This window comes from Superficieibacter sp. 1612_C1, assembly GCF_015234305.1.
In the GTDB taxonomy this organism is placed as follows: domain Bacteria; phylum Pseudomonadota; class Gammaproteobacteria; order Enterobacterales; family Enterobacteriaceae; genus Superficieibacter.
This window is the reverse complement of sequence record NZ_JADGMI010000002.1, coordinates 195,265-218,319: the sequence shown is the minus strand read 5'-3', so window position 1 is coordinate 218,319 and position 23,055 is coordinate 195,265. Positions and strand designations below refer to the sequence as shown.

General features: G+C 52.5%; 25 protein-coding genes and 1 tRNA gene. 14 read left to right on the top strand and 12 right to left on the bottom strand.

The features are described 5' to 3' along the window. Window positions 1–122: 122 nt before the first annotated feature. The 6 genes from INT84_RS07330 to prmB are packed head-to-tail and all read right to left on the bottom strand — an operon-like array spanning window position 123 to window position 4,666. Window positions 123–401, bottom strand: a complete 279-nt coding sequence (locus INT84_RS07330; RefSeq protein ID WP_194206274.1) for a YfcL family protein — start codon at window positions 399–401, stop codon at window positions 123–125. 25 nt (window positions 402–426) lie between these two features. Further along, the gene (locus tag INT84_RS07325; protein ID WP_194206273.1) at window positions 427–972 is read right to left on the bottom strand and encodes an elongation factor P hydroxylase; all 546 of its coding nucleotides are present in this window, start codon (window positions 970–972) and stop codon (window positions 427–429) included. Continuing rightward, complete coding sequence (locus tag INT84_RS07320; protein ID WP_176920298.1) at window positions 972–1,781, bottom strand: sulfite exporter TauE/SafE family protein; 810 nt, start codon at window positions 1,779–1,781, stop codon at window positions 972–974. The genes INT84_RS07325 and INT84_RS07320 overlap by 1 nt, the downstream gene beginning before the upstream one ends. Continuing rightward, window positions 1,782–2,606: a penicillin-insensitive murein endopeptidase gene (gene mepA, locus INT84_RS07315; protein ID WP_194206272.1), complete on the bottom strand. Its 825-nt coding sequence runs from the start codon at window positions 2,604–2,606 to the stop codon at window positions 1,782–1,784. 2 nt (window positions 2,607–2,608) lie between these two features. Further along, entirely contained in the window at window positions 2,609–3,694 is a 1,086-nt protein-coding gene (gene aroC / locus INT84_RS07310) for a chorismate synthase (protein WP_176920296.1), read from the bottom strand. Between the two features lie 39 nt (window positions 3,695–3,733). Further along, a complete protein-coding gene (gene prmB, locus INT84_RS07305) occupies window positions 3,734–4,666 on the bottom strand; it encodes a 50S ribosomal protein L3 N(5)-glutamine methyltransferase (RefSeq protein WP_194206271.1) in 933 nt (310 codons plus the stop codon). A 166-nt stretch (window positions 4,667–4,832) separates the two neighbouring features. Between prmB and smrB the strand changes: the two genes are divergently transcribed. After that, window positions 4,833–5,384, top strand: a complete 552-nt coding sequence (smrB, locus tag INT84_RS07300; RefSeq protein WP_176920294.1) for an endonuclease SmrB — start codon at window positions 4,833–4,835, stop codon at window positions 5,382–5,384. Window positions 5,385–5,421: 37 nt separating this feature from the next. Here smrB and sixA read toward each other — a convergent pair whose 3' ends face one another. The 4 genes from sixA to INT84_RS07280 all read right to left on the bottom strand — a co-directional run bounded on the left by sixA (window position 5,422) and on the right by INT84_RS07280 (window position 10,015). Further along, window positions 5,422–5,907 carry a phosphohistidine phosphatase SixA gene (gene sixA, locus INT84_RS07295; RefSeq protein ID WP_176920293.1) on the bottom strand — a complete coding sequence of 162 codons (486 nt, stop codon included), beginning with the start codon at window positions 5,905–5,907 and terminating at the stop codon, window positions 5,422–5,424. A 188-nt stretch (window positions 5,908–6,095) separates the two neighbouring features. Beyond that, on the bottom strand, window positions 6,096–8,261 hold the full coding sequence (gene fadJ / locus INT84_RS07290; protein ID WP_194206270.1) for a fatty acid oxidation complex subunit alpha FadJ: 2,166 nt from the start codon (window positions 8,259–8,261) through the stop codon (window positions 6,096–6,098). Further along, window positions 8,261–9,571 (bottom strand): acetyl-CoA C-acyltransferase FadI, encoded by a 1,311-nt coding sequence (fadI, locus tag INT84_RS07285; RefSeq protein ID WP_194206269.1) that lies wholly within the window; start codon window positions 9,569–9,571, stop codon window positions 8,261–8,263. The genes fadJ and fadI overlap by 1 nt, the downstream gene beginning before the upstream one ends. Before the next feature lie 159 nt (window positions 9,572–9,730). Continuing rightward, window positions 9,731–10,015: a YfcZ/YiiS family protein gene (locus INT84_RS07280; protein ID WP_194206268.1), complete on the bottom strand. Its 285-nt coding sequence runs from the start codon at window positions 10,013–10,015 to the stop codon at window positions 9,731–9,733. A gap of 362 nt (window positions 10,016–10,377) precedes the next feature. On the opposite strand from INT84_RS07280, the gene fadL reads away from it, so the two are divergent. Continuing rightward, complete coding sequence (fadL, locus tag INT84_RS07275) at window positions 10,378–11,739, top strand: long-chain fatty acid transporter FadL (RefSeq protein ID WP_194206267.1); 1,362 nt, start codon at window positions 10,378–10,380, stop codon at window positions 11,737–11,739. Between the two features lie 30 nt (window positions 11,740–11,769). Here fadL and INT84_RS07270 read toward each other — a convergent pair whose 3' ends face one another. Beyond that, window positions 11,770–12,174, bottom strand: coding sequence for a MarR family winged helix-turn-helix transcriptional regulator (locus tag INT84_RS07270; protein WP_194206266.1), 405 nt, complete (start codon window positions 12,172–12,174; stop codon window positions 11,770–11,772). A 207-nt stretch (window positions 12,175–12,381) separates the two neighbouring features. On the opposite strand from INT84_RS07270, the gene INT84_RS07265 reads away from it, so the two are divergent. Next, complete coding sequence (locus INT84_RS07265) at window positions 12,382–13,809, top strand: non-oxidative hydroxyarylic acid decarboxylases subunit C (RefSeq protein ID WP_194206265.1); 1,428 nt, start codon at window positions 12,382–12,384, stop codon at window positions 13,807–13,809. Between the two features lie 10 nt (window positions 13,810–13,819). Then, window positions 13,820–14,056 carry a non-oxidative hydroxyarylic acid decarboxylases subunit D gene (locus INT84_RS07260; RefSeq protein WP_194206264.1) on the top strand — a complete coding sequence of 79 codons (237 nt, stop codon included), beginning with the start codon at window positions 13,820–13,822 and terminating at the stop codon, window positions 14,054–14,056. A gap of 38 nt (window positions 14,057–14,094) precedes the next feature. Here the strand turns inward: INT84_RS07260 and mlaA are convergent, their stop codons facing one another. Beyond that, window positions 14,095–14,847 (bottom strand): phospholipid-binding lipoprotein MlaA, encoded by a 753-nt coding sequence (gene mlaA, locus INT84_RS07255; protein ID WP_176920285.1) that lies wholly within the window; start codon window positions 14,845–14,847, stop codon window positions 14,095–14,097. A 311-nt stretch (window positions 14,848–15,158) separates the two neighbouring features. Between mlaA and INT84_RS07250 the strand changes: the two genes are divergently transcribed. From INT84_RS07250 to ypdK, 10 genes are all read left to right on the top strand, one after another. Next, the gene (locus INT84_RS07250; protein WP_194206263.1) at window positions 15,159–16,088 is read left to right on the top strand and encodes a formate/nitrite transporter family protein; all 930 of its coding nucleotides are present in this window, start codon (window positions 15,159–15,161) and stop codon (window positions 16,086–16,088) included. A gap of 75 nt (window positions 16,089–16,163) precedes the next feature. Further along, window positions 16,164–16,238 (top strand) — tRNA-Arg (locus INT84_RS07245). Window positions 16,239–16,723: 485 nt separating this feature from the next. Next, complete coding sequence (locus tag INT84_RS07240) at window positions 16,724–17,365, top strand: PIG-L deacetylase family protein (RefSeq protein ID WP_194206262.1); 642 nt, start codon at window positions 16,724–16,726, stop codon at window positions 17,363–17,365. A 6-nt stretch (window positions 17,366–17,371) separates the two neighbouring features. Then, entirely contained in the window at window positions 17,372–18,571 is a 1,200-nt protein-coding gene (locus INT84_RS07235; protein WP_194206261.1) for a glycosyltransferase family 2 protein, read from the top strand. Continuing rightward, a complete protein-coding gene (locus INT84_RS07230) occupies window positions 18,492–19,139 on the top strand; it encodes an acetyltransferase (protein WP_194206260.1) in 648 nt (215 codons plus the stop codon). Before INT84_RS07235 ends, INT84_RS07230 begins: the two co-directional genes overlap by 80 nt. Continuing rightward, complete coding sequence (locus INT84_RS07225) at window positions 19,136–19,918, top strand: YaiO family outer membrane beta-barrel protein (protein ID WP_370529657.1); 783 nt, start codon at window positions 19,136–19,138, stop codon at window positions 19,916–19,918. The genes INT84_RS07230 and INT84_RS07225 overlap by 4 nt, the downstream gene beginning before the upstream one ends. A 393-nt stretch (window positions 19,919–20,311) precedes the next feature. Then, entirely contained in the window at window positions 20,312–20,968 is a 657-nt protein-coding gene (locus tag INT84_RS07220; protein WP_194206258.1) for a nucleoside recognition domain-containing protein, read from the top strand. A gap of 1 nt (window position 20,969) precedes the next feature. Further along, window positions 20,970–21,431 (top strand): YjiG family protein, encoded by a 462-nt coding sequence (locus INT84_RS07215; RefSeq protein ID WP_194206257.1) that lies wholly within the window; start codon window positions 20,970–20,972, stop codon window positions 21,429–21,431. A gap of 12 nt (window positions 21,432–21,443) precedes the next feature. After that, the gene (iadA, locus tag INT84_RS07210; protein WP_194206256.1) at window positions 21,444–22,607 is read left to right on the top strand and encodes a beta-aspartyl-peptidase; all 1,164 of its coding nucleotides are present in this window, start codon (window positions 21,444–21,446) and stop codon (window positions 22,605–22,607) included. A 362-nt stretch (window positions 22,608–22,969) separates the two neighbouring features. Continuing rightward, window positions 22,970–23,041 carry a membrane protein YpdK gene (gene ypdK / locus INT84_RS07205; RefSeq protein WP_099458783.1) on the top strand — a complete coding sequence of 24 codons (72 nt, stop codon included), beginning with the start codon at window positions 22,970–22,972 and terminating at the stop codon, window positions 23,039–23,041. The last annotated feature ends 14 nt before the right edge of the window (window positions 23,042–23,055 follow it).

Sequence of the window (23,055 nt, the reverse complement as noted above, 5' to 3'; positions counted from 1 at the left end):
GCGGATGCCCGGCGGCGCTGCGCTTGCGCGGGCCTACAAGTGGATCTCATCGATTATGAGTGAGGAACACAGGCCGGGTAAGGCGAAGCCGCCACCCGGCATTATTTGCACAGCGCCAGCCGTTATTTAAACTTCGCCTGCTGATATAACGTATCCCACATCCCCAGCACCAGCGACTGATCGCGCGGAGAAAGCTCGCCGGCATGAATTGCGGTTTGCAGACTATTAGTCACCTGGGCGTAAACGGCTTCCGGTGAATGGTCATCGCCACTTTCCAGGTCCGCCACCGCCAGCGTCAGGTGCCCTCGCAGATAACCGCTGGCAAATAACTCGTCATCACTGGCGTGCTCAACCATATCATCAATTAGTGCCAGGATACGTGATTCAAACTCCGCGATCATCTTCTTTCCTCTTGTCTTAACGTGGCTACAGGTCTTCAGGCCACGGGAACTGTTCTGCCGTCAGCGACGGCGTATGATAATACTGTTGTAATGCGTTGATAAAACGTGCCGGACGTTCCGGGATCCCCTGCTCCAGGTAAGCCATCACCTGCGCATGTACGCGACGCTGGAAAACAATCCGATCCGGCTCAAAATCGCCCTCCAGGTTGTCGCAACTGACGTTAAAGGGATAGCCCGCCGCCACGCAGAACAGCCAGTCAAAGGCCTGTGGTTTGACTTCCACATCCTCAAACCTACCCTGAGTGGCCGCATCGCGACCGTCCGGGCAGTACCAGTAACCGAAATCGACCAGTTCACGGCGCGCTTTACCGGCGATGCACCAGTGAGAAATCTCATGCAACGCGCTGGCATAGTAGCCGTGAGCGAAGACGATGCGGTGATACGGCACGCTATCGTCAGCAGGAAGATAGATCGGTTCGTCGTCGCCTTTAATCAGACGGGTATTAAAATCATCGGCGAAGCAGCCGTTAAAAATCTCAATCAGCTGCTCGTAGTTATGCGTACTGTTCATTAGTTCATCCCCAACCAGTGGAGGATCTCCTGTCCGTGGCTGTCATAAAGTAATTTGGCGCTCATTACCGCAGAAACAATGACAATCATCGGGCGGATCAGCGTTTGTCCTTTACTGAGCACCAGTCTCGACCCCATGCGGGCACCGATAAATTGTCCAATCAGCATCACAAAGCCTGTTGCCCAGATGACTTTGCCGCCAAGAATAAAAAGGAGCAGGCCACCCACATTGGATGTGGCATTAAGTACTTTGGCGTGAGCGGTGGATTTGGCGAGGTTATACCCGCACAGCGTGACAAACGCCAGCGCGTAAAACGACCCCGCGCCGGGGCCAAAAAAACCATCGTAGAAGCCCACGCAGCCGCCTGCCACCAGCGCAAACGGCAAGCCATATAAACGACGCTGGCGATCGTCTTCGCCCAGTTTCGGCATCAGTAAAAAATAGAGACCGATGCAGATCACCAGAATCGGCAGGATCTGGCGCAGCAAATCTGCTTTAACAAACTGCACCAGCAGCGCGCCGCTGGTCGACCCGATAAAGGTCATCAGAATATTCAATTTCTGCTCGCCAAGATTCACCACCTTACGGCGAATAAAGTAGAGCGAAGCAGAGAGCGAACCGCCGCAGGCCTGAAGCTTATTAGTGGCCAGCGCCTGTGCAGGCGACATGCCTGCCGCCAGCAGCGCGGGCACCGTCAGTAGCCCCCCGCCGCCGGCCAGCGAGTCGATAAATCCGGCCAGCAGGGCGACAAAAAACATAACCGCCAGCATCAGCGGCGACATCATAAACAGTTGGCTAAACGTATCCATTTACAGTACATGCTCATCCAGTAGCGCCTGACAGGAAGGATGCAGCGGAGGCGGCGTCTTCTTCGCAGGTGGGGTTGTTCCAGGTTTTGCTGGCTCAAACCAGCTTTGCAGTTCGGCTCCACAACCGTCACCCGGCGGCGGCGGTGTCTGATCCTGACATTCCAGACTGTCGGCCGGGCAGCGCAGCCGCACGTGCATATGCGCGCGATGCTGGAACCACGGACGAACCTTATTCAGCCAGTCGCGGTCGGTGCCGGCATCCAGGCAAAGCTGCTGCTTGATAGCCGGATTGACGAAAATGCGTGTCACTTCGGTATCCTGCGCCGCCAGCTTGATCAGGTTGCTGATGTCCGGCTGCCACAGCGATGAGACCACGTGCTTGCCGTCGCGGGAGACGAGGTCCAGCGCCTGCGGCTTCAGAAGCTGCGCTGAGGTCCAGCGCGTTTTCGGCAGTTGCAGAAAGATATCGACATCCAGCCCCGACTGGTGGCTGGCATGGCCGCCGTTAAAGCGCCCGCCCGCTGGCATCCCCATATCGCCAATCAGCACCGTACCCATGCCGAGATTATGTACCCGGCTGGTCAGACGCTGAATAAACAGCAGCAGATCCGGATGGCCGAAGTAGCGACGCTGATCGGTGCGCATCACCTGATAGTCGTCCGATTCAAGCGGTAGCGCCTGCGCACCAATAATGCAGCCGTTGGCAAACGCGCCAATCGACTGCGGACTACCGGGGATCGGCTGGGTAATTTTCTGCCACGGCGTTGCCGCCGGGGCAGCGGCGCTGGCGAGCAGCGTCAGCAGTGCAAGAAGCGCTTTTTTCATGGTTACCAGCGTGGAAGCGTTGTCGTGACGTCAGCGTTTTGCGCGCGCTGACGCATCAGATGGTCCATCAGCACAATTGCCAGCATCGCTTCGGCAATTGGCACGGCACGGATGCCAACGCACGGGTCGTGGCGGCCTTTAGTGATCATCTCCACTTCTTCGCCGCTACGGTTGAGGGTGCGACCCGGCACGGTAATACTGGAGGTCGGCTTCAGTGCGATGTTGGCAACAATCTGCTGACCGCTGCTAATGCCGCCGAGAATGCCGCCCGCGTGGTTGCTCTGGAAACCCGCCTGAGTGATCTCATCGCGGTTCTGACTACCGCGCAGGGCGACTACCTCAAAACCATCGCCTATTTCGACCCCTTTCACCGCGTTAATGCTCATTAGCGCGTGGGCAATGTCGGCATCCAGACGATCGAATACCGGCTCACCCAGCCCCGGCGGCACGCCATCCGCGACGACAGTGACTTTTGCGCCAATAGAGTCGCCCTCTTTTTTCAGGCCGCGCATCAGCTCATCCAGCGCCTCGATGTTATCCGGATCGGCACAGAAGAACGGGTTCTGCTCAACCTGATCCCAGTCTTTGATCGCCAATGGAATATCGCCCATCTGGGTCAGGCAGCCGCGAATAACAATGCCGAATTTTTGCGCCAGGTATTTTTTGGCGATCGCCCCTGCCGCTACGCGCATGGCCGTTTCGCGGGCGGAAGAACGCCCGCCGCCACGATAGTCGCGCAGACCGTATTTTTGCTCATAGGTATAGTCAGCATGCCCCGGACGGAACAGATCTTTGATAGCACCGTAATCCTGCGAGCGTTGATCGGTATTTTCGATCAGCAGACCAATACTGGTCCCGGTGGTCACCCCTTCAAAAACGCCGGACAGAATTTTGACCTGATCCGGTTCGCGGCGCTGGGTGGTGTAGCGCGAGGTGCCTGGACGGCGGCGGTCCAGGTCGTGTTGCAGATCGGCTTCGGTCAGCGGAATGCCCGGTGGCACGCCATCCACGATGCAACCAAGCGCCAGACCGTGAGATTCACCGAAAGTGGTTACGCGAAAAAGTTGTCCAATACTGTTTCCTGCCATCACGGCTCCGTTATCGTTGTTGTGTTGTTGAGCGCCAGATTAGTCTTTGTAGATGCTGAAATATTCGCGCGCCGCCACCAGCTGCGCTTTGGTCAGCATAAAGACGCCGTCACCGCCGTTATCAAACTCCAGCCAAGTGAACGGCACATCCGGGTATTGTTCCATCAGATGTACCATGCTGTTACCCACTTCACAAATCAGAATGCCGTCGTCAGTGAGATAGTCCGGGGCGCAGGCGAGGATGCGACGCGTCAGCTTCAGACCGTCGCTGCCGGAGGCGAGGCCCAGTTCCGGCTCGTGGCGATACTCATTCGGCAGATCGGACATATCTTCCGCATCAACATACGGCGGATTGGTGACGATCAGATCGTACTGCAACGCCGGCAGGTCGCGGAAGAGATCGGAACGGATCGGCGTCACCTGATTGATCAGACCATGTTCTTCAATATTGTGCTCGGCCACCGCCAGCGCTTCCGGCGAAATATCAACCGCATCCACTTCGGCTTCCGGGAACGCATACGCACAAGCGACGGCGATACAGCTGCTGCCGGTACACATATCGAGAATGTGCTGCGGCGCATGGCTAATCAACCCGGCAAAGCGGTTGTTAATCAGCTCACCGATTGGCGAACGCGGCACCAGCACGCGCTCGTCGACGTAGAATTCGTGGCCGCAGAACCACGCTTTATTCGTGAGATAGGCGACCGGAATACGCTCGTTGACCCGGCGGATCACCCGCTCCACGATGCGGTGTTTTTCGCTGGAGGTCAGGCGCGCGCTGCGCATATCTTCCGGGATATCCAGCGGTAGCCAGAGCGTCGGCAGTACCAGTTGCACGGCTTCATCCCACGGGTTATCGGTGCCGTGGCCGTACCAGATATTTGCCGCGCTGAAGCGGCTAACCGACCAGCGCAGCATGTCCTGAATGGTTTGCAGCTCGTTTACCGCTTCATCAACAAAAATTTTATCCATCGTGCTCTCCAGGGCATGCTCGCATTAAATTCGGCGGCTAGTTTGCCACGAAGACGGTGATAAATCAGCATTCACGCGCGGTCGAAACGGGGAAAAAATGCGTTTTCGCTGAACAGGCCGCCCCGGAGTCGGGTAAACTACCCGAAAGTATTGATGAGACTGTGAAATGAAAAAGAAAGAACCACTGACCGGGGAGGATAAGGCACTGTTCCGTCAGTTGATGACCGGCACGCGCCAGATTAAGCAGGACACCATTGTTCATCGCCCCATCCGTAAAAAAATCACCGAAGTGCCGGTAAAGCGGCTAATTCAGGAGCAGGCCGACGCCAGCCATTTCTTTTCCGATGAATTCCAGCCGTTGCTGAATACCAACGGGCCGGTGAAATACGTGCGCGAGGATGTCAGCCATTTCGAGCTGAAAAAGCTGCGGCGCGGGGATTACTCACCTGAACTGTTTCTGGATCTGCACGGATTAACGCAACAACAGGCGAAGCAGGAGCTGGGCGCGCTGATTGCGGCCTGCCGCCGCGAGCATGTTTTTTGCGCCTGCGTTATGCACGGCCACGGTAAACATATTCTGAAGCAGCAAACGCCGCTGTGGCTGGCTCAGCATCCACATGTGATGGCCTTTCATCAGGCGTCAAAAGAGTACGGCGGAGATGCCGCATTGCTGGTATTGATTGAAGTGGAAGAGTGGCAGCCACCGGAGCTGCCATAGCGTTCTGGCGGGTTGCTTAAACGCTTCCCGCCGCGAATCAGATCGCTTTTGGCATCTTCAGATTGCAGGGGTTCATCTGCCAGTTGAAAGTACCTTTGCCGTCAGCATCAAGGGTAACGCTGGCAATCGCCGAGGTGGAGAACATCGGCGGCGTTTCGCCAGGGCAGAGTTCAGCCACCAGATAGCCGACCAGCGGCAGGTGAGAGACCACCAGTGCCGACGTTACGCCTTCATCGGCCAGCATCTGAAGATACGCATGAACCTGACCGACATCGCCGCCGGGCGTAAGCTCGGGCAGCACATCGACTTTTGCAGGCAGGTGCATACACTCCCCTACCACATCCAGCGTTTGTTCAGCGCGTAAATACGGGCTGACCAGAACGCGTCCAATATTCACTTTTTGACCTTTCAGCCAGGTTGCCATCAGACGGGATTCATCACAACCACAGTGGGTTAATGGACGAGCCGAGTCGCTGGCAGCCTCGAGAGCTGCGTCGCCGTGACGCATGATAAAAACTTGCATATTGCACCGCTTTTGTTAACCAGAAGCACCCAGATTTTCCGCAGAGGACATCACATTCATGCAGAAAGCCAGGTGGCCGGGCATTGTGCCTTATCCGTTTGCTCAATGAAACGCTGTGTTTTACCTTAATGGCATAAGTATAGTCAATCAGTGTTTACAAAATAACCGAATGACTCTTTACAGCGCTATCACTCTCTTATTTGACCCTCAATTTCCGGGTCAGTTTCCTTACGCGACCAAAAGGTCTGTCGTTGCTCCGCCATGCGTAACAAGGCATCGCACGGGGTAAAACGTGGACCATACTGGGCGGCAAGACGTTGCAGAACCGCAACCACTTCATTAGCCCCCAGCGTATCCATATAGCGGAATGGCCCTCCCAAAAATGGGGGGAAACCAATGCCAAAAACGGCACCGATATCACCATCACGCGCACTGCGGATAATATCTTCCGCATAGCACCGCGCCGCCTCATTTAGCATCATCATGACGCATCTTTCACTCATTTGTTGGGGTGAGAGTGCGCTGCTCTGCCCGGTGGCTCCAATCAGCGGGTAAATCGCCGGGTCGGGCTGCTTTTTGCTTTTACGCCCTTTTAGCGGGTAAAGATAGAAACCCCGGCCATTTTTTCTGCCTTTGCGATCGTCGTTCAAAATTGCGCTAATAATGTTTGCCGGCGGGCTAAAACGTTCTCCATATGCCGCCTCCAGCACCGGAATAATCTTCGTTCCGGTATCAATGCCGACCTCATCAAGTAGCTGGACAGGGCCAACCGGGAAGCCAAATTTTACCAGCGCGCGATCAACCTGGTCGATTTTCGCGCCTTCCGTCAGCAGACGCATGGCTTCATTGATATAGGGTGCGAGAATGCGGTTAACATAAAACCCGGCTTTATCGGCCACCACTATCGGCGTTTTACCCTGTTTTTTCGCCAGCTTGACGGTGGTGGCAATAGTTTGCGGCGAGGTGGTCGCATGGGGGATCACCTCCACCAGCGGCATTTTTTCTACCGGACTGAAAAAGTGCAGGCCGATCACCTGCTGCGGACGTGCAGCCTGCGCGGCAATATCGCTGATAGGCAACGAGGAGGTATTAGAGGCAAAAATGGTCGTCGGCGCGCAGTGAGTTTCAACCTCCGCCACCATCTGCTGTTTTAGCGCCAGATCTTCAAATACCGCTTCAATCACCACATCGCGATGGCGAAAGCCGTGATAGGTCGTCGTGCCAGAAATTAACGCCATCTGGCTGTTACGCTCAGCCGGTTTGAGATGGCGACGGCGGACTTTGGTATCCAGCAATTCCCAACTGTATTTCAGCGCGTGGTTAATACCCTGCGGCTTGATATCTTTGATCCGCACCGGCAGTTTGCCTTTGCTGGCGGTGACATGGGCAATGCCGCCGCCCATTAACCCACCGCCGAGTACGCCGACTGACCGCAGCGGCCCCGCTGACGCCTGCGCGCCCGGATCTTTTTTAACGTCTGTGCTGGCAAAGAAAATGGCCCGCAGCGCGCTTGACTGCGGCGTCATCGCCAGTTCACCAAAGGCGCGCGCTTCGGCGTCATAGCCGCTGCTGCTGCCCTGACTTAACCCGGTTTCAATGACCTGTAAAATCCGCTCGGTCGCCGGATAGTTGCCCTGGGTTTTATGCGCGGTTTTTTTGCCCACCACGCGAAACAGTACGTTACGGCCTAAAGGCCCGGCCAGGATACGCTCGCGCACCGGCAGGCGACGGGACGGACGCCCTTTTTTAGCCATTTCTACGGCGGCATCCAGCAATATGGAGACCGGCACCACTTCATCGACAAGGCCCACCTTTAACGCCTGCCGCGCTCTGAGTTGTTTCCCCGTCAGGATCATCTCCAGCGCGGTACTGACGCCAATCAGCCTCGGCAGACGCTGAGTCCCGCCGGAGCCGGGCAGCAGCCCAAGCTGCATTTCCGGCAAGCCGAGCACGGTTTTGGGATCGTCAGTACAGATCCGCGCATGGCAGGCCAGCGCCAGCTCGAGGCCACCGCCCAGACAGGCTCCGTTAATAGCGGCGACTACCGGGATGGGCAACGCATGGATGTCCGCCATGATTTGCTGCCCCTGACGCGCCAGGGTTTCCGCCTCCTGCGCCGTTTTGCAGTTGCCGATCATATTGATATCGGCCCCGGCAATAAAATTGTCGTCTTTCGCGGAAATGAAGACCACGCCAATCAAGGCTTTGTTATCGCGGATTTGCTTGAGGATAGCGCGTACCTGATGACCAAATTCCGCCTTCAGAGTATTCATTTTTTCGCCGGGCACGTCGATAGTGATTACCGCAATGTTGTCCGCCCGCACGCTGAGGGTAAACGCTGATGTCATCTCCATTATTCGGCCTCCAGAACCATTGCCGCGCCAAGACCACCTGCCGCACAGGCAGTCACTAAACCAAATCCGCCGCCGCGTCGACGAAGTTCATGCAGCGTCTGGGTGATCATCCGCGCCCCGGTGGCGGCGAAAGGATGACCATAGGCAATCGATCCCCCCAGCACGTTAAACTTACTGTCATCCACTTCCCCCGTGGCCTGGGTTCTTCCCAGCACCTCGCGGGCAAAGCGGTCACTGGCGAGCATTTTCAGGTTGGTTAAGGTCTGCGAAGCAAAAGCTTCATGCATATCGAACAGGGTTAAATCGGCGAGCGTTAAGCCTGCGCGCTCCAGTGCCAGCGGCGTGGCCCATGCCGGGCCGAGTAGCATATCCTGCCAGACGTCGATGGCGGTGAAAGCGTAACTACGCAGGTAGCCGAGCGGCACCAGCCCCAGCTCTCTGGCGCGCGATTCGGTCATCAGGATCACTGCCGCCGCACCGTCGGTTAAAGGGGTACTGTTCGCCGCCGTCACCGTCCCGTGTTTACGATCGAACGCCGGACGCAGTTTGGCATAGTCAGCCAGAGAAGAATTGGTGCGCACGTTATTATCGCGCTCAACGGGATCGCGGTATGGCGGTGCATAAGCCGTCATCACTTCGTCTGCCAGCTTACCCTCTTCCCACGCGCGAGCGGCGAGCTGGTGCGATCGATGCGCCAGCGCATCCTGTTCTTCACGCGTGATCCCCCAGCTTTTCGCCATCTGTTCCGCCGTATCGCCCATGCGCAGGCCGGTCGAATATTCGGCGACCGCAGGCGGCACCGGCAGCAAATCACGTAAGCGCAGGCGGGAAAAGAGTTGCAGGCGCTGGCTCAGGGTGCGGGCTTTATTCGTATCCACCAGCGTGCGGGCCAGTTTTTTACTGACGCCAATCGGTAAGACAGAAGAAGAGTCCGCACCACCGGCGATCCCGGCGCGAATAGTTCCGGCCATCAGGCTTTCCGCCACGTTTGCCACCGCCTGAAAACTGGTGGCACAGGCACGGCTGACGCTATAAGCATCGGTATGCACGCTCATGCCGGTACCAAGCACGATTTCACGGGCGATATTCGGCGCTTCCGGCATCTGCACTACCTGACCGAATACCAGTTGTTCGATGATTTCTGCTGGAATTTCACTGCGAGCCAGCATCTCACCGACCACCATTTTTCCCAGATCGATAGCCGGAACGCCGTGAAAGGCGGTTGCCTGGCGGACAAAGGGGGTCCGTAACCCGGAAACAATGGCAATGCGATCGCCCTGACGGGTGACAAGCGGTAGTGCCTGACTCATAACGCTCCCCTGTTAACAAAAATAAATCAAGTGGTCTGACCTGAACATAGTCTTAACCATTTTTTTACATTTCGCCAAGCGGAGGTGGAGAAAAGTGGGAGCTAAAACACACGGATAGAAAAGAAAACGCCTCCGCAGAGGGAGGCGCTGAAAGGAGGTTTAACGCAGGCCGAGCTGGAAAATGAGCGTTTCGGCTTCGCAGGCAAACTGGAAGTCGATATCCAGTTTTACGCCTTCAGCCACATCGGTAAAGTTTGAGGTAATCTGGCATGGCTCAGACTCAACGCCGCGTGCTCTTTCAGTCAGCGCTGCCAGCGTCTCTTCTGCGTCAGCGCGGTTAGCGAATACCCGGCTGTAAGACGCGGTGCAGTCGGTATTGTCCATAATGGTACCAACATCCATACAGCAGCAAACCGGAGTTTCATCAGCACTACATTTACTCATTGTAGATTTCCTCTTTCTATAACACCTGAACACTATTGCGTCTATTTTACGCTCTACAACTGAGGGTCTCCAGTCGTTAATTTCCTGTAAGCGGATTAGTGATGAAAATCACATTTAAAAATGATCTAAAACAAAATTCGCCATCATTAGAAGCGAGCAAAGGGGGTAAATTTGCCAGCGGGATCGCGTTTCTTAGATCATATTCGAAAAAATTTAGAAACATACTTGCAACATACCATCTGGTCAGACCTATACTCTCGTCACTGGTCTGCTTTCTCTGCCGTACAACAGACCCTACACTTCGCACTTCGTTACACCATGTAACTTTTTTAAATAAAAAATAACTCAATGAGGTTATGGTCATGAGCCAGAAAACCCGGTTCACCAAGTCTGCTCTCGCAGTGGCAGTGGCAATCGTTTCAACTCAAGCCTGGTCAGCAGGCTTCCAGCTAAATGAATTTTCTTCCTCTGGTCTTGGCCGCGCGTATTCAGGCGAAGGCGCTATTGCCGATGACGCCGGAAACGTCAGCCGTAACCCCGCTCTTATTACCATGTTTGATCGCCCTACCTTTTCCGGCGGCGCGGTTTTTGTGGACCCGGATGTGAACGTATCGGGCCGCTCTGCTGTTGGTAATGACGCCAGCCAGGATAATATTGCGCCGACCGCATGGGTACCGAACCTGCACTTTGTTGCCCCGATTAATGATCAATTTGGCTGGGGCGCTTCCGTCACTTCCAATTATGGTCTGGCAACTGAATTTAATGACAGTTTTGCCGCAGGTTCGATGGGCGGGAAAACCGATCTTGAAACACTGAATCTGAATTTAAGCGGCGCTTACCGCTTAAATAATAGCTGGAGCTTCGGCCTCGGTTTTGATGCCGTCTATGCACGAGCAAAAGTAGAACGTTATGCTGGCGACCTGCCGCAAATTATCGGCGCGAATATTCCTGCGCTGGTGCGTTCCGGCCAGCTTACGCCGCAGCAGGCAGCCGCGGTTGGCGCGCAGGCGGGTGGGATTAGCCGCGATACACAAATTGCGCATCTGAAAGGCGACGAGTGGGGCTTCGGCTGGAACGCCGGTATTCTGTATGAAGTTGATAAGAACAACCGCTATGCCCTGACCTACCGCTCAGAAATTAAAGTCGACTTTGATGGCGACTATAAGAGCAGTCTCCCGGCGACGCTGAATCCGGTCAATGCCGCGCTGGGCCTCGGTCTGCCATACGGCACCGGCGGTTCAACTATCGACGGTTCACTTAGCCTGCATCTGCCTGAAATGTGGGAAGTCTCCGGCTATAACCGCGTCGCGCCGAAATGGGCCGTTCACTACAGCCTGGCCTATACCAGCTGGAGCCAGTTCCAGGAGCTGAAAGCCAAAGGTAACGGCGGTAATACCCTGTTCTACAAAGATGAAGGCTTTAAAGACGCCTACCGTATCGCGTTAGGCACAACCTATTATATGGATGATAACTGGACCTTCCGCAGCGGTATCGCTTTTGATGACAGTCCGGTTCCGGCAGATCAGCGCTCCATCTCTATTCCTGACCAGGATCGTATGTGGCTGAGCGCCGGTACGACCTACGCCTTTAATAAAGATGCGTCGGTGGATGCGGGTGTTTCTTACATGCACGGCCAGCACGTTAAATTTGAAGAAGGTCCATACCAGTTCAAATCTGAAGGTAAAGCCTGGCTGTACGGCGTTAACTTCAACTACGCGTTCTAATTTTTTGCCCGGCGGCGTCCGTCGCCGGGTTTATTTCATCATTTTGCTAATCAGGGCGCTAAATTGCTCGCGCTCCCCGGCACTCAGTTTCGTCAGAAACGCCTCATCGACACCGTCACCTACCGGCCTGCTTTTCTCCAGTAAACGCTTCCCCGCATCTGTCAGGAACACAAACCGACGACGTTTGTCTGAAGGATCATGCTCCCGGCGCACCAGACCACGGCTTTCCATGCGGCTAAGCATCTCCGCCAGCGTGGCTTTGGTACTCACCGCCGCTTCCGTCAGCGCCACTTGTTCAATGCCCTGATGCTCTTCAATGGCACGCATCACGGCATATTGTGGTTTGGTCAGTTCAGGCAAGTCGTGCTGCCAGCGGGCGGTGTGTTGCTGAAAGAGCTGGCGTAAAAGATGAAAAGCTTCATCCCGTAATTTCATGATTGCTCCCTCGCAAGTGCTTTCTTTTATCATAACGTTTTAGGTCCTCAATAATCACCCTTCGCATATTGATTAAACGTGCGCGTCGGAGGTCAACATGTTGCCAGCCAGGGAATTGAGGTGTAATTTCTGTAAATAAAGTTCGCATACGAACAATGAGGATACTCTGCAGGTGGCCCTGCTGAGTTTTTCACAGGAGAATAAACAATGGCTTTCGATGACTTACGCAGCTTTTTGCAGGCGCTGGATGACCAGGGGCAACTGCTGAAAATCAGTGAAGAGGTCAATGCCGAGCCGGATCTGGCCGCTGCCGCCAATGCGACGGGCCGTATCGGCGACGGCGCACCCGCACTGTGGTTTGACAATATTCGTGGTTTCACCGATGCCCGTGTGGCCATGAATACTATCGGCTCCTGGCAGAACCATGCGATTTCGCTGGGATTAGCGATGAACACGCCGGTGAGAAAACAAATCGACGAGTTTATCCGCCGCTGGGACAACTTCCCCGTAGCACCGGAACGCCGCGCAAATCCGCCCTGGGCGGAGAACACCGTTGACGGTGATGCTATCAACTTGTTCGACATCCTGCCGTTGTTCCGCCTCAACGATGGCGACGGCGGTTTCTATCTCGATAAAGCCTGCGTCGTCTCGCGCGATCCACTCGATCCGGATAATTTTGGCAAGCAGAACGTCGGCATCTACCGTATGGAAGTCAAAGGCAAGCGCAAACTTGGCCTGCAACCGATCCCGATGCACGATATTGCGCTGCATCTCCATAAAGCGGAGGAGCGCGGCGAAGATTTGCCGATTGCCATCACCCTCGGTAACGATCCGATCATCACGCTGATGGGCGCCACGCCGCTGAAATACGATCAGTCTGAATATGAGATGGCGGGCGCGTTACGCGAAAGCCCCTACCCGATTGCCACCGCGCCGCTGACCGGCTTTGACGTGCCGTGGGGATCGGAGGTGATCCTCGAAGGGGTGATCGAAAGCCGTAAACGTGAAATCGAAGGGCCGTTCGGCGAATTTACCGGTCACTACTCGGGTGGTCGTAACATGACCGTGGTACGTATTGATAAAGTCTCTTATCGCAACAACCCGATTTTTGAGTCGCTGTATCTGGGGATGCCGTGGACGGAAATCGACTACCTGATGGGACCTGCTACCTGCGTGCCGTTGTATCAGCAACTGAAAGCCGAGTTCCCGGAAGTGCAGGCGGTCAACGCCATGTACACCCACGGCCTGCTGGCCATTATCTCCACCAAAAAACGCTACGGCGGCTTTGCTCGCGCGGTTGGCCTGCGCGCCATGACCACGCCGCACGGCCTGGGTTACGTCAAAATGGTCATTATGGTCGATGAAGACGTTGACCCGTTCAACCTGCCGCAGGTGATGTGGGCGCTCTCCTCAAAGGTCAACCCGGCGGGAGATTTGGTGCAACTGCCGAACATGTCGGTACTGGAACTCGACCCCGGTTCAAGCCCGGCGGGGATCACCGACAAACTGATTATCGACGCCACCACCCCGGTTGCGCCGGACAACCGTGGCCACTACAGCCAGCCGGTGCAGGATCTGCCTGAAACCAAAGCCTGGGCTGAAAAACTGACCGCTATGCTGGCTAACCGTAAGTAAGGAGGAAAAGATGATTTGTCCACGTTGCGCCGATGAACATATTGAAGTGATGGCGACATCGCCGGTAAAAGATGTCTGGACGGTATACCAGTGCCAGCACTGCCTGTACACCTGGCGCGATACCGAACCGCTGCGCCGCACCAGCCGCGAGCATTATCCTGAAGCGTTTCGCATGACGCAGAAAGATATCGATGAATCGCCGATGGTGCCGAGCATTCCACCATTGCTGGCGGCGGATAAACGCTAACAAAAAGGCCGCAAACGGTCAGGTTTGCGGCCTTTCGTTTATTCTGAGTCGATATCTTTCAAATCGCCTTCAATCGCCTTCGCGTTCGGGTTTTCCTGCGGCTTCAGCTTACCACCGTTAGCGATAAAGTCATGACGCTGGAAGTAGGCTTCACGCACCATGATATATGGGTCGGAAGACTGACGCAGCAGACCGTCTGAATCCAGCAGTTGCGCGCGGGTTTCTACGCCTTCCACTGCCCATTTACCCACTGACAGCGGCCATGTCAGCCAGGAGAGTACCGGATAGGTGGTATCCGCCATATCGCCGACGTCTTCACGCAGGGTAAAGCTGCCGTAGAAGGGAAGCTGCAAATAAGGACCATAACCCACGTCATAATGACCGAGCGTACTACCAAAACGGTGCGGTTCAACACGCTGTAGTTTCGGGTTCGCCATCCCGGCAACGTCGATAAAGCCGCCCATTCCTAATATCGTGTTCAGGAAGAAGCGGGTGAAATGCACCATCCCCTGATACGGATCGCCCTGCAGGAAGTAGTTAACCATCGTCGCCGGCTCTTCAAGGTTGCCGGTGAAATTTCCCAGGCCGGTACGCGCAGGTTGCGGCACATAATCGCGCCACGCCACCGCGACAGGACGCAGAACATACGGGTCCACCACGTTAAAGTTGAAATCGTACATGGTGCGGTTAAATCCTTCGAAAGGATCTGAACGCCCCTGTTGGTCCCCGGAGCTTGCGCAGCCCACCAGTAAAGTAGCGCCCACTGCAAGCGCCGACAGCCGAAAATTCATAGATGTCTCCCTGTAAAATATGGCTATCGCTGTTTGCCATCTGACGGAACGGGTGAAAATCCGCCTCATCGCATGCAAGTGATTGTATCAGCACGTTTCACGATGTCTACGCACGCAGGCAATATGGCTGCGACCTGCATTCAGCATAGCCTGTATTTGGCGGTCTGGTTTCACCAAAGAGTGTAAACATACGCAGAAACATTCTTAACACTATTTATGCTTTCAGACCAAAAAAAATCGTCTTGTTCCGCATCCTCGTTTCCGCGCAAAGCCGCTACGCTTAGAAGATATTTTCGAAGCAGGTGAAACGCATGGACAAGTTAGAAGAAGAAAAAATTGGTAAAGAGGAAGACGACCACGCGGTTGAGAGCGACGAAAAATCGCAGGGTAAAGACATTGAAGTTGATGAGGACCGACTCCCCTCCCGTGCGATGGCAATCCACGAACATATTCGCCAGGACGGAGAAAAGGAGCTGGAGCGCGATGCGATGGCCCTGCTGTGGTCAGCCATTGCCGCCGGCCTGTCGATGGGGGCATCGCTTCTCGCCAAAGGCATTTTTCACGTTCAGCTTGAAGGCGTGCCGGGCGGTTTTCTGCTGGAAAACCTGGGCTACACCTTCGGCTTTGTGATTGTCATCATGGCGCGCCAGCAGCTCTTTACGGAAAACACCGTGACGGCGGTGCTGCCGATTATGCAAAGCCCTACCTTGCGTAATATCGGCCTGCTGCTAAGGCTGTGGGGCGTGGTACTGCTGGGTAACCTGATCGGCACTGGCATCGCCGCCTGGGCATTTGAATATATGCCGGTGTTTGACGAGCCGACTCGCGATGCCTTTGTAAAAATCGGTATGGACATCATGAAAAACACGCCGTTTGAGATGTTTGCCAACGCCATTATCTCCGGCTGGATTATTGCCACTATGGTGTGGATGTTCCCTTCCGCAGGCTCGGCAAAAATCGTGGTCATTATCCTGATGACCTGGCTTATCGCCCTGGCGGATACCACGCATATCGTGGTGGGCACGGTCGAGGTGCTGTATCTGGTGTTTAACGGCACCCTGCCCTGGCAGGAGTTTTTCTGGCCTTTCGCCCTGCCGACGCTTGCCGGTAACATCTGCGGCGGCACCTTTATTTTCGCCCTGCTCAGCCACGCGCAGATCCGCAATGACATGAGCAACGCGCGTAAGGCGGAAGCAAAGGCACAGGCCAAAGAGCGGGAAAAAGAGGCTAAACAAGGCTGAATGGCGACTCTTTAAGCAGTCAGGCGTGCAGATGCTTAACGCAGGAACGATTTACCGTTATACTCTTGCCGCCTTGTCCCCTTAGTTAAATGGATATAACGAGCCCCTCCTAAGGGCTAGTTGCAGGTTCGATTCCTGCAGGGGACACCATAGTGACTCTTTCTGCCTTCTACGAACACCTCTCACCATGCGTCACACAGGGCTCCAGCCCGTTTCTCATTTTTATCTATTTCCAGTAAAGCGTCCCCCGGCCACGAACAGAAGCGTCACTTAACGTTAGAATTTCATGAGTGCCCTATCCCTTGACCAACATGAAAACGATACAATAAACGCGAAAAAAATTTCCCTGATCCGAAACTGCAAACCGGGCTGAATCATTAATTAAATCAATAAATACATATTAGTTTATATTTTATATTTATAGAATACATATTAATTTATATTTTATATTTATAGTTTGATGAAATTTCAAACACACCAACTTGATTTTAAAAAAAGCACTTTGACATAAGTTATCACAAAGAGTAATATCCCGAAGGATATAATATATTAATAATTTTTTTATTAAACCACTTTATAAATAACAGCGCTGGTTCATTTATTAACTCTTTTATTTAGAAAGTGGAGGGCAAATTTTGAAATTACAATACCAGAAAGGGATTTTAGCAATTGGCGCACATCCAGATGATATTGAACTAGGATGTGGTGCATCGTTGGCGCGTCTAATCGCAGAAGGCTATTATGTTATCGCAGTTGTAATGACAGCAGGCACCAGCGGTTGTAATAAAGATGTTGACCGTCACAATGAGTCCAAAATGGCGCTGTCATTCCTGGGGTGTCAGCAAATTGTGCACCTGGATTTTGAGGATACGCGAACATCACAACAGCTTGATGAAATGATTAAAGCGCTGGAGGACGTGATCAAACATCGTTTCCCTCCCCAGGTTAGACTCATCCGCGCCTATACGATGCATGACAACGATCGCCATCAGGATCACCGTGCCGTACATAAGGCTTCTATTGTTGCCTGTCGTAATATACCGCAGATACTGGGTTATGAAACACCTAGTACCTGGCTTACGTTTATTCCACAGGTTTTTGAGAATGTTAGTGAGGAAAAATTCACTAAAAAAGTGCAGGCCATTTCTTTACATCAAAGTCAACAGCATCGTGATTATATACAATCTGAACGCCTGCGTACTGTAGCTCAATTTCGCGGTCAGCAGGCTGGTTGTAACTTGTGTGAAGGTTTTGTTGTTCATAAAATGATTCTCTAAGAAAATATGAAAACTATTATTTTTATTATGATGAGTATCGGTGTGCTGCTTTGGTTTGTCACGACACTACGACGTAAACCCAGCTTAAATAAAAACAGCATTGATGCGATTATCCCAGCATACAATGAAGGACCGTGCCTGGCGCAATCGCTGGAAAACCTGCTATTAAACCCTTATTTCCACCGAGTTATTTGTGTTAACGACGGTTCAACAGATAATACAGAATCTGTCATGCAGCAAGTAAAAGAAAAATGGGGCGATCGCTTTATAGCCGTAACCCAAAAAAATACCGGTAAAGGCGGGGCTTTAATGAATGGTCTTAACTACGCGACCTGCGCCCAGGTTTTTCTCAGCGATGCCGATACCTATGTCCCTCCGGATGAAAATGGAATGGGATTTATGCTGGCAGAGATTGAGCGTGGTGCCGACGCTGTTGGTGGCATACCCTCGACCCATTTACAGGGTGCGGGTATCCTGCCTCACATACGCGCCACTGTAAAATTGCCTATGATCGTCATGAAAAGAACGTTGCAGCAACTATTGGGCGGTGCACCTTTTATCATCAGCGGCGCATGTGGGATGTTTCGCACAGAGGTCCTGCGTAAATTCGGCTTTTCCGATCGAACAAAAGTCGAGGATCTCGATTTAACGTGGACGCTGGTCGCCCAGGGCTATCGTATTCGGCAAGCTAATCGCTGCGTTGTCTATCCACAAGAGTGCAATACATTACATGAAGAGTGGAAACGCTGGCGTCGCTGGATCGTTGGTTATGCCGTCTGTATGCGATTACATAAGTCATTACTTTTGAGTCGGTTTGGTATTTTTAGTATCTTACCAATGGTATTGGTCGTTCTATATGGCATTTTTATTTATATTACGACATGGACTCGTATCACTATAGATATTGGTCCACACGGAATTATCTTTTCGCTTTTTCCTTTAATCTGGATGGGAGTGGTATGTTCCATAGGTGCTTTTAGCGCATGGTACCACCGTTGCTGGCAATTAATATTGCTGGCACCTTTCTCGGTTTTTTATGTACTTCTGGCCTATTCAATTTGGATTATCTATGGATTTATTGCCTTTTTTACTGGACGTGAACCACTCCGCGACAAGCCCACTCGCTATGCCACCACGTTGGTGGCAGCGCCAGGAAATTATTCCCTGCCAACTCCCGGTAGCGCTGAAGAGTTATCTGAAGCTTAATCAAACGGATAGCAAAGAGATATCAATAGCGTCAGGGGTTATTATTGATGAGAGCGCAGGTGAAGTTCTTATAGGTTCTGGTACACGAATATGCCATGGGGCTGTCATTCAGGGACCGGCGATAATAGGTGCGAACTGCCTGGTTGGCAACTATGTTTTCATTCGCCCTGGCACAATGCTTGGCAACAATGTCCGTGTAGGTTTTGCAACAGAAATAAAAAATGCATTGATTGAATCAGAAACGGTCATTGGTCCCCAATGTTTCATTTCTGATTCGGTTATTGACCGAGAAGTCTATATTGGTGCACAGGTAAGAACCAGTAACCATCGACTGGATCATAGCGCTATACATGTTCACATAAATGGAGAACATATCAATACCGGTTTAGAAAAACTGGGGTGCTACATTGGCCCACGGACACGAATTGGTGTTCAGGTCATTATTTTACCTGGCCGTTATATCATGGCAGATACGTTAGTTGGACCACGAATTACTATTGAGCACAATCTCAAAAAAGGAAAATATATCCTTAAACAAGAGATCCTCCAGACTGAAGGTGAAAAATAGTGAAAAGGATTTTATATACGTCAATTGCTGTTGGCTTACTCACTGCCACCGCTGAAGCAAAAGACTTAAGCTTAACAGCCGGGTATAATTTTACTGACTATTCAGGAGTTCATGGCACTCGTCATATTTCGTCGGTTGAAATAAAAAATAAACTCGAGTCCGGAGCGGCCGTATTTAATATTTCCCAGGGTAAACGCGACTATGGTCAAGGAGAATCCTGGGATGCTTTGCAGGGTCGGGGAACACTTTGGTATAACTGGAATCCATGGTTATCAAGTAAAACAGGGATCGCGATCGCCGAAAATACGCCAGTATTCAGCCGTAAAGATTTACAGCAGGATATCAGCCTGAAATTAATCCCTCAAACGCTATTGACCTTTGGTTATCGCTATGCAAATTACTTTGACGATACGAATATGAATGCCTGGTCTGGAGGTTTTTCGCTTTACACCGGGCCATTCATTACCTCCTGGCGTTATACATATTATGATACCGTAGGGATTGGTAGCAGTTATAGTAATATTATTTCATTAAGGTTAAATGACAGTAACGGTTCCGGTAATACCCAACTTTGGCTGAGTAAAGGAACAGGTGCTTATGCCTATGAATGGGATCCTGAAACACGTAAAGGAAAACTGAAAAGCATTAGCCTTCGTCGCGTACAATCACTGACTAAGCAGCTAAGTTTAGGGTTAACAGTGGGTAAGCAGTGGTATGATACCCCTGTGGATAATTACCATAGTTTACAAGGTGTGGCTGACATCACCTGGACGTTTTAATCCTTCTGTAATACTGGATTATTCACCAGAATGTAACAATCAGGTACGATAATTCCTCGCAGGTTTATCGTACCTGATTTTTAAACAATTAATTGCGAAAAAAACGCAAGAATAATGCTGTGATCTTCGTTCAGCATTCGCTATTTCCCTGTTAACATGTTACAGAGAATAGCTAACGTTTTAGATTAAAAAGATCTTCAAATCGATAAACAGAATGCATATTTTTTTACTTTTGTGCGCGACTACCTTAGACACTTATCAATGCTGAAGTCACTAGCCATTGTCTATCTTGTAAACCTAAATATATTCCTATAATGCTTCTCCCCCTCTCGTTTTTATGCCGAATTTTGTATTAAGTTCTCCTGACAAAAAAATTATTGTCAGGAGGACAACATGAAAAATACCTCTCCCGCAATGGAGAAAGTCAGTTGGGCAGGCTATCTGGCTTTTTTTGTCACCATTATCTTTTTTTCGGGTATGTTCGCGAAAAGTACAGAGTGGTGGCGAGTTTTTGACTTTACCGTATTGAACGGTTCATTCGGACAGATTAACGCGGCGGGTGAAAAAGCCATCTCCTTTCGGGGCATTGGCGGTACCGGCGCAAAAGATGGTTTTCTCTTCGCACTGGAACTCGCCCCCTCGGTCATTCTCTCGCTGGGAATTATCTCTGTTACTGAAGGGCTGGGTGGATTGCGCGCCGCACAGCAGCTGATGACCCCCATTCTGCGTCCGCTACTCGGCATTCCTGGCATCTGTTCTCTGGCGCTGATTGCCAACCTGCAAAATACCGATGCGGCAGCAGGGATGACCAAAGAGATGGCGGAAGAAGGCGTCATCAACGAGGAAGAAAGAGCCATTTTTGCCATGTATCAGACCAGCGGCAGTGCCATTATTACCAACTATTTTTCTTCCGCTGCTGCGCTGTTTACCACCATCACCGTTCCGGTTATTACGCCGCTGGCAGTGATCCTCATATTTAAATTTATCGGCGCAAACCTGCTCAGGCTGTGGATTGCACAGATAGAAAGCCGTCAGGCAGGGAGAGCGTAACGTGACCGTACAAACGCGTAAAAATATTATGGATCTCTTTACTGACGGGGCGCGGCGCGGTTTTACCATCGCCACAACCAGTCTGCTGCCCAACGTGGTGATGGCGTTCGTTATCATTCAGGCGCTGACCGTCACCGGGCTGCTCGAGATCGTCGGTAAAATTTGCCAGCCGGTGATGGCGCTGTGGGGCCTGCCGGGGGAAGCCGCAACGGTGCTGCTGGCTGCGGTCATGAGCATGGGTGGCGGGGTGGGCGTATGCGCCAGCCTGGTGGCATCCGGTGTACTGAACGGCCATGATGCCACCGTGCTTCTGCCCGCCATTTATTTGATGGGAAACCCGGTACAAAACGTGGGTCGCTGCCTGGGTACAGCCGGCGTGAAGCCAAAGTATTACCCGCACATTATTACCATTTGTGTCATCAACGCTCTGCTCTCCTTGTGGGTGATGCAGGCACTGGTTTAAAAGGAGTCTTATATGGATTTGTCAGTGCTGGGGCTAAAACTCTTCCGCCAGGCGGAGGTTTACTCACCCGATCATCTTGGCCTGCGGGATGTGCTGGTTGCCGGCGGCAAAATTGTCGCTATCGAGATGAATATCGACCCACAGGCATTACCCGATTGCGAAGTGATCGAGCTGAACGGTGCGATCCTGTGCCCGGGGTTTATCGATCAGCATGTTCATTTGATCGGCGGCGGTGGCGAAGCGGGTCCTCATACCCGCACGCCTGAGGTGCGCTTATCGCATCTGATTAAAGCGGGCATTACCTCGGTGGTTGGATTGCTGGGCACGGATGGTATTACGCGCCATCCGGAATCATTACTCGCCAAAACGCGCGCGCTGGAATACGAAGGTATCAGCGCGTGGATGCTTACCGGCTCCTACTCGCTTCCCTCCACCACCCTTACCGGCAGTATCGACCGTGATGTGGCGCTGATCGATAAAGTGATCGGCGTGAAATGCGCTATCTCCGATCATCGGTCCTCCGCACCGCAAAGCAGTGAGCTGGCGACAATGGCAGCACAGGCAAGGACCGGCGGGCTTCTGGGCAGCAAAGCGGGCATTAGCGTCTTTCATATGGGAGACAGTCCGCGATTGCTTGAACCGATCTATGAGGTGTTACAGAACTCCGATGTTCCCATCACTAAACTTCTGCCGACGCACGTCAATCGTTCAGAGACGCTCTTTTTAGCGGCGCAGCATTTTGCCCGTGAAGGCGGCTATATCGATATTACCAGCAGCATTGATGCTCCCGTCGATCCGGCGACGGCAATTGCCACCGCGCTAACGGACAGAGTCCATCTGTCACGCCTGACATTAAGCTCTGACGGTAATGGTAGCCAGCCGGAGTTTGATGAAGAAGGCAACTTAATTGGCTTCGGCGTAGCGGGTTTTGAATCAATGCCGGAAACGGTCCGCCAGTTGGTGCAGCAACATAACATCCCGCTAAACGTGGCGCTGCATCCGTTGACCCGCAACGTCGCCGAGTTCCTGGGGCTGGCGCATAAAGGCCAAATCGCAGTGGGCTGCGATGCGGATCTGGTGGTATTGAACGACGATTTGTGCGTGCAGGATGTCTGGGCCAAAGGAAAGGCCATGATGCGCAAAGGCAGTGTCTGCGTTAAAGGTACATTTGAATAAAAATCATCGCGGCGAAGGTTATCCGGCCTTCGCCCCCTCCCCCGCCTGAATCGGTGACATCTCCTGCAAATCCACATAATACCAGGTTCGCTGGATGTTGATTTATTACTTCATGAAATCAAAGTGTCGCCGATATGAGACACTCATAAGTAACTAAATTTAAATAGAAAAACGACGCTTGTCACCACACTTTTTTAGGCGTACATTAGCCCCCGTGTTGCGTTACCAGACGCAAAATTCTGGGGTGGTGCTGGTGTCAGAAAAGAGATAAATCTCAATTCGGGACGGGTGCAGCGTCAGCTCTCTATACTCAGTGAGCCTTGTTCTTTTGGCGTATCAATGGATACGCGGAGCGATGAAACGTGAAATATTTTTTTATGGGCATTTCGGTGATGGTAATTGTCTGGGCCGGAACATTTGCCTTAATGATCTGAGCAAAAATGAGTGT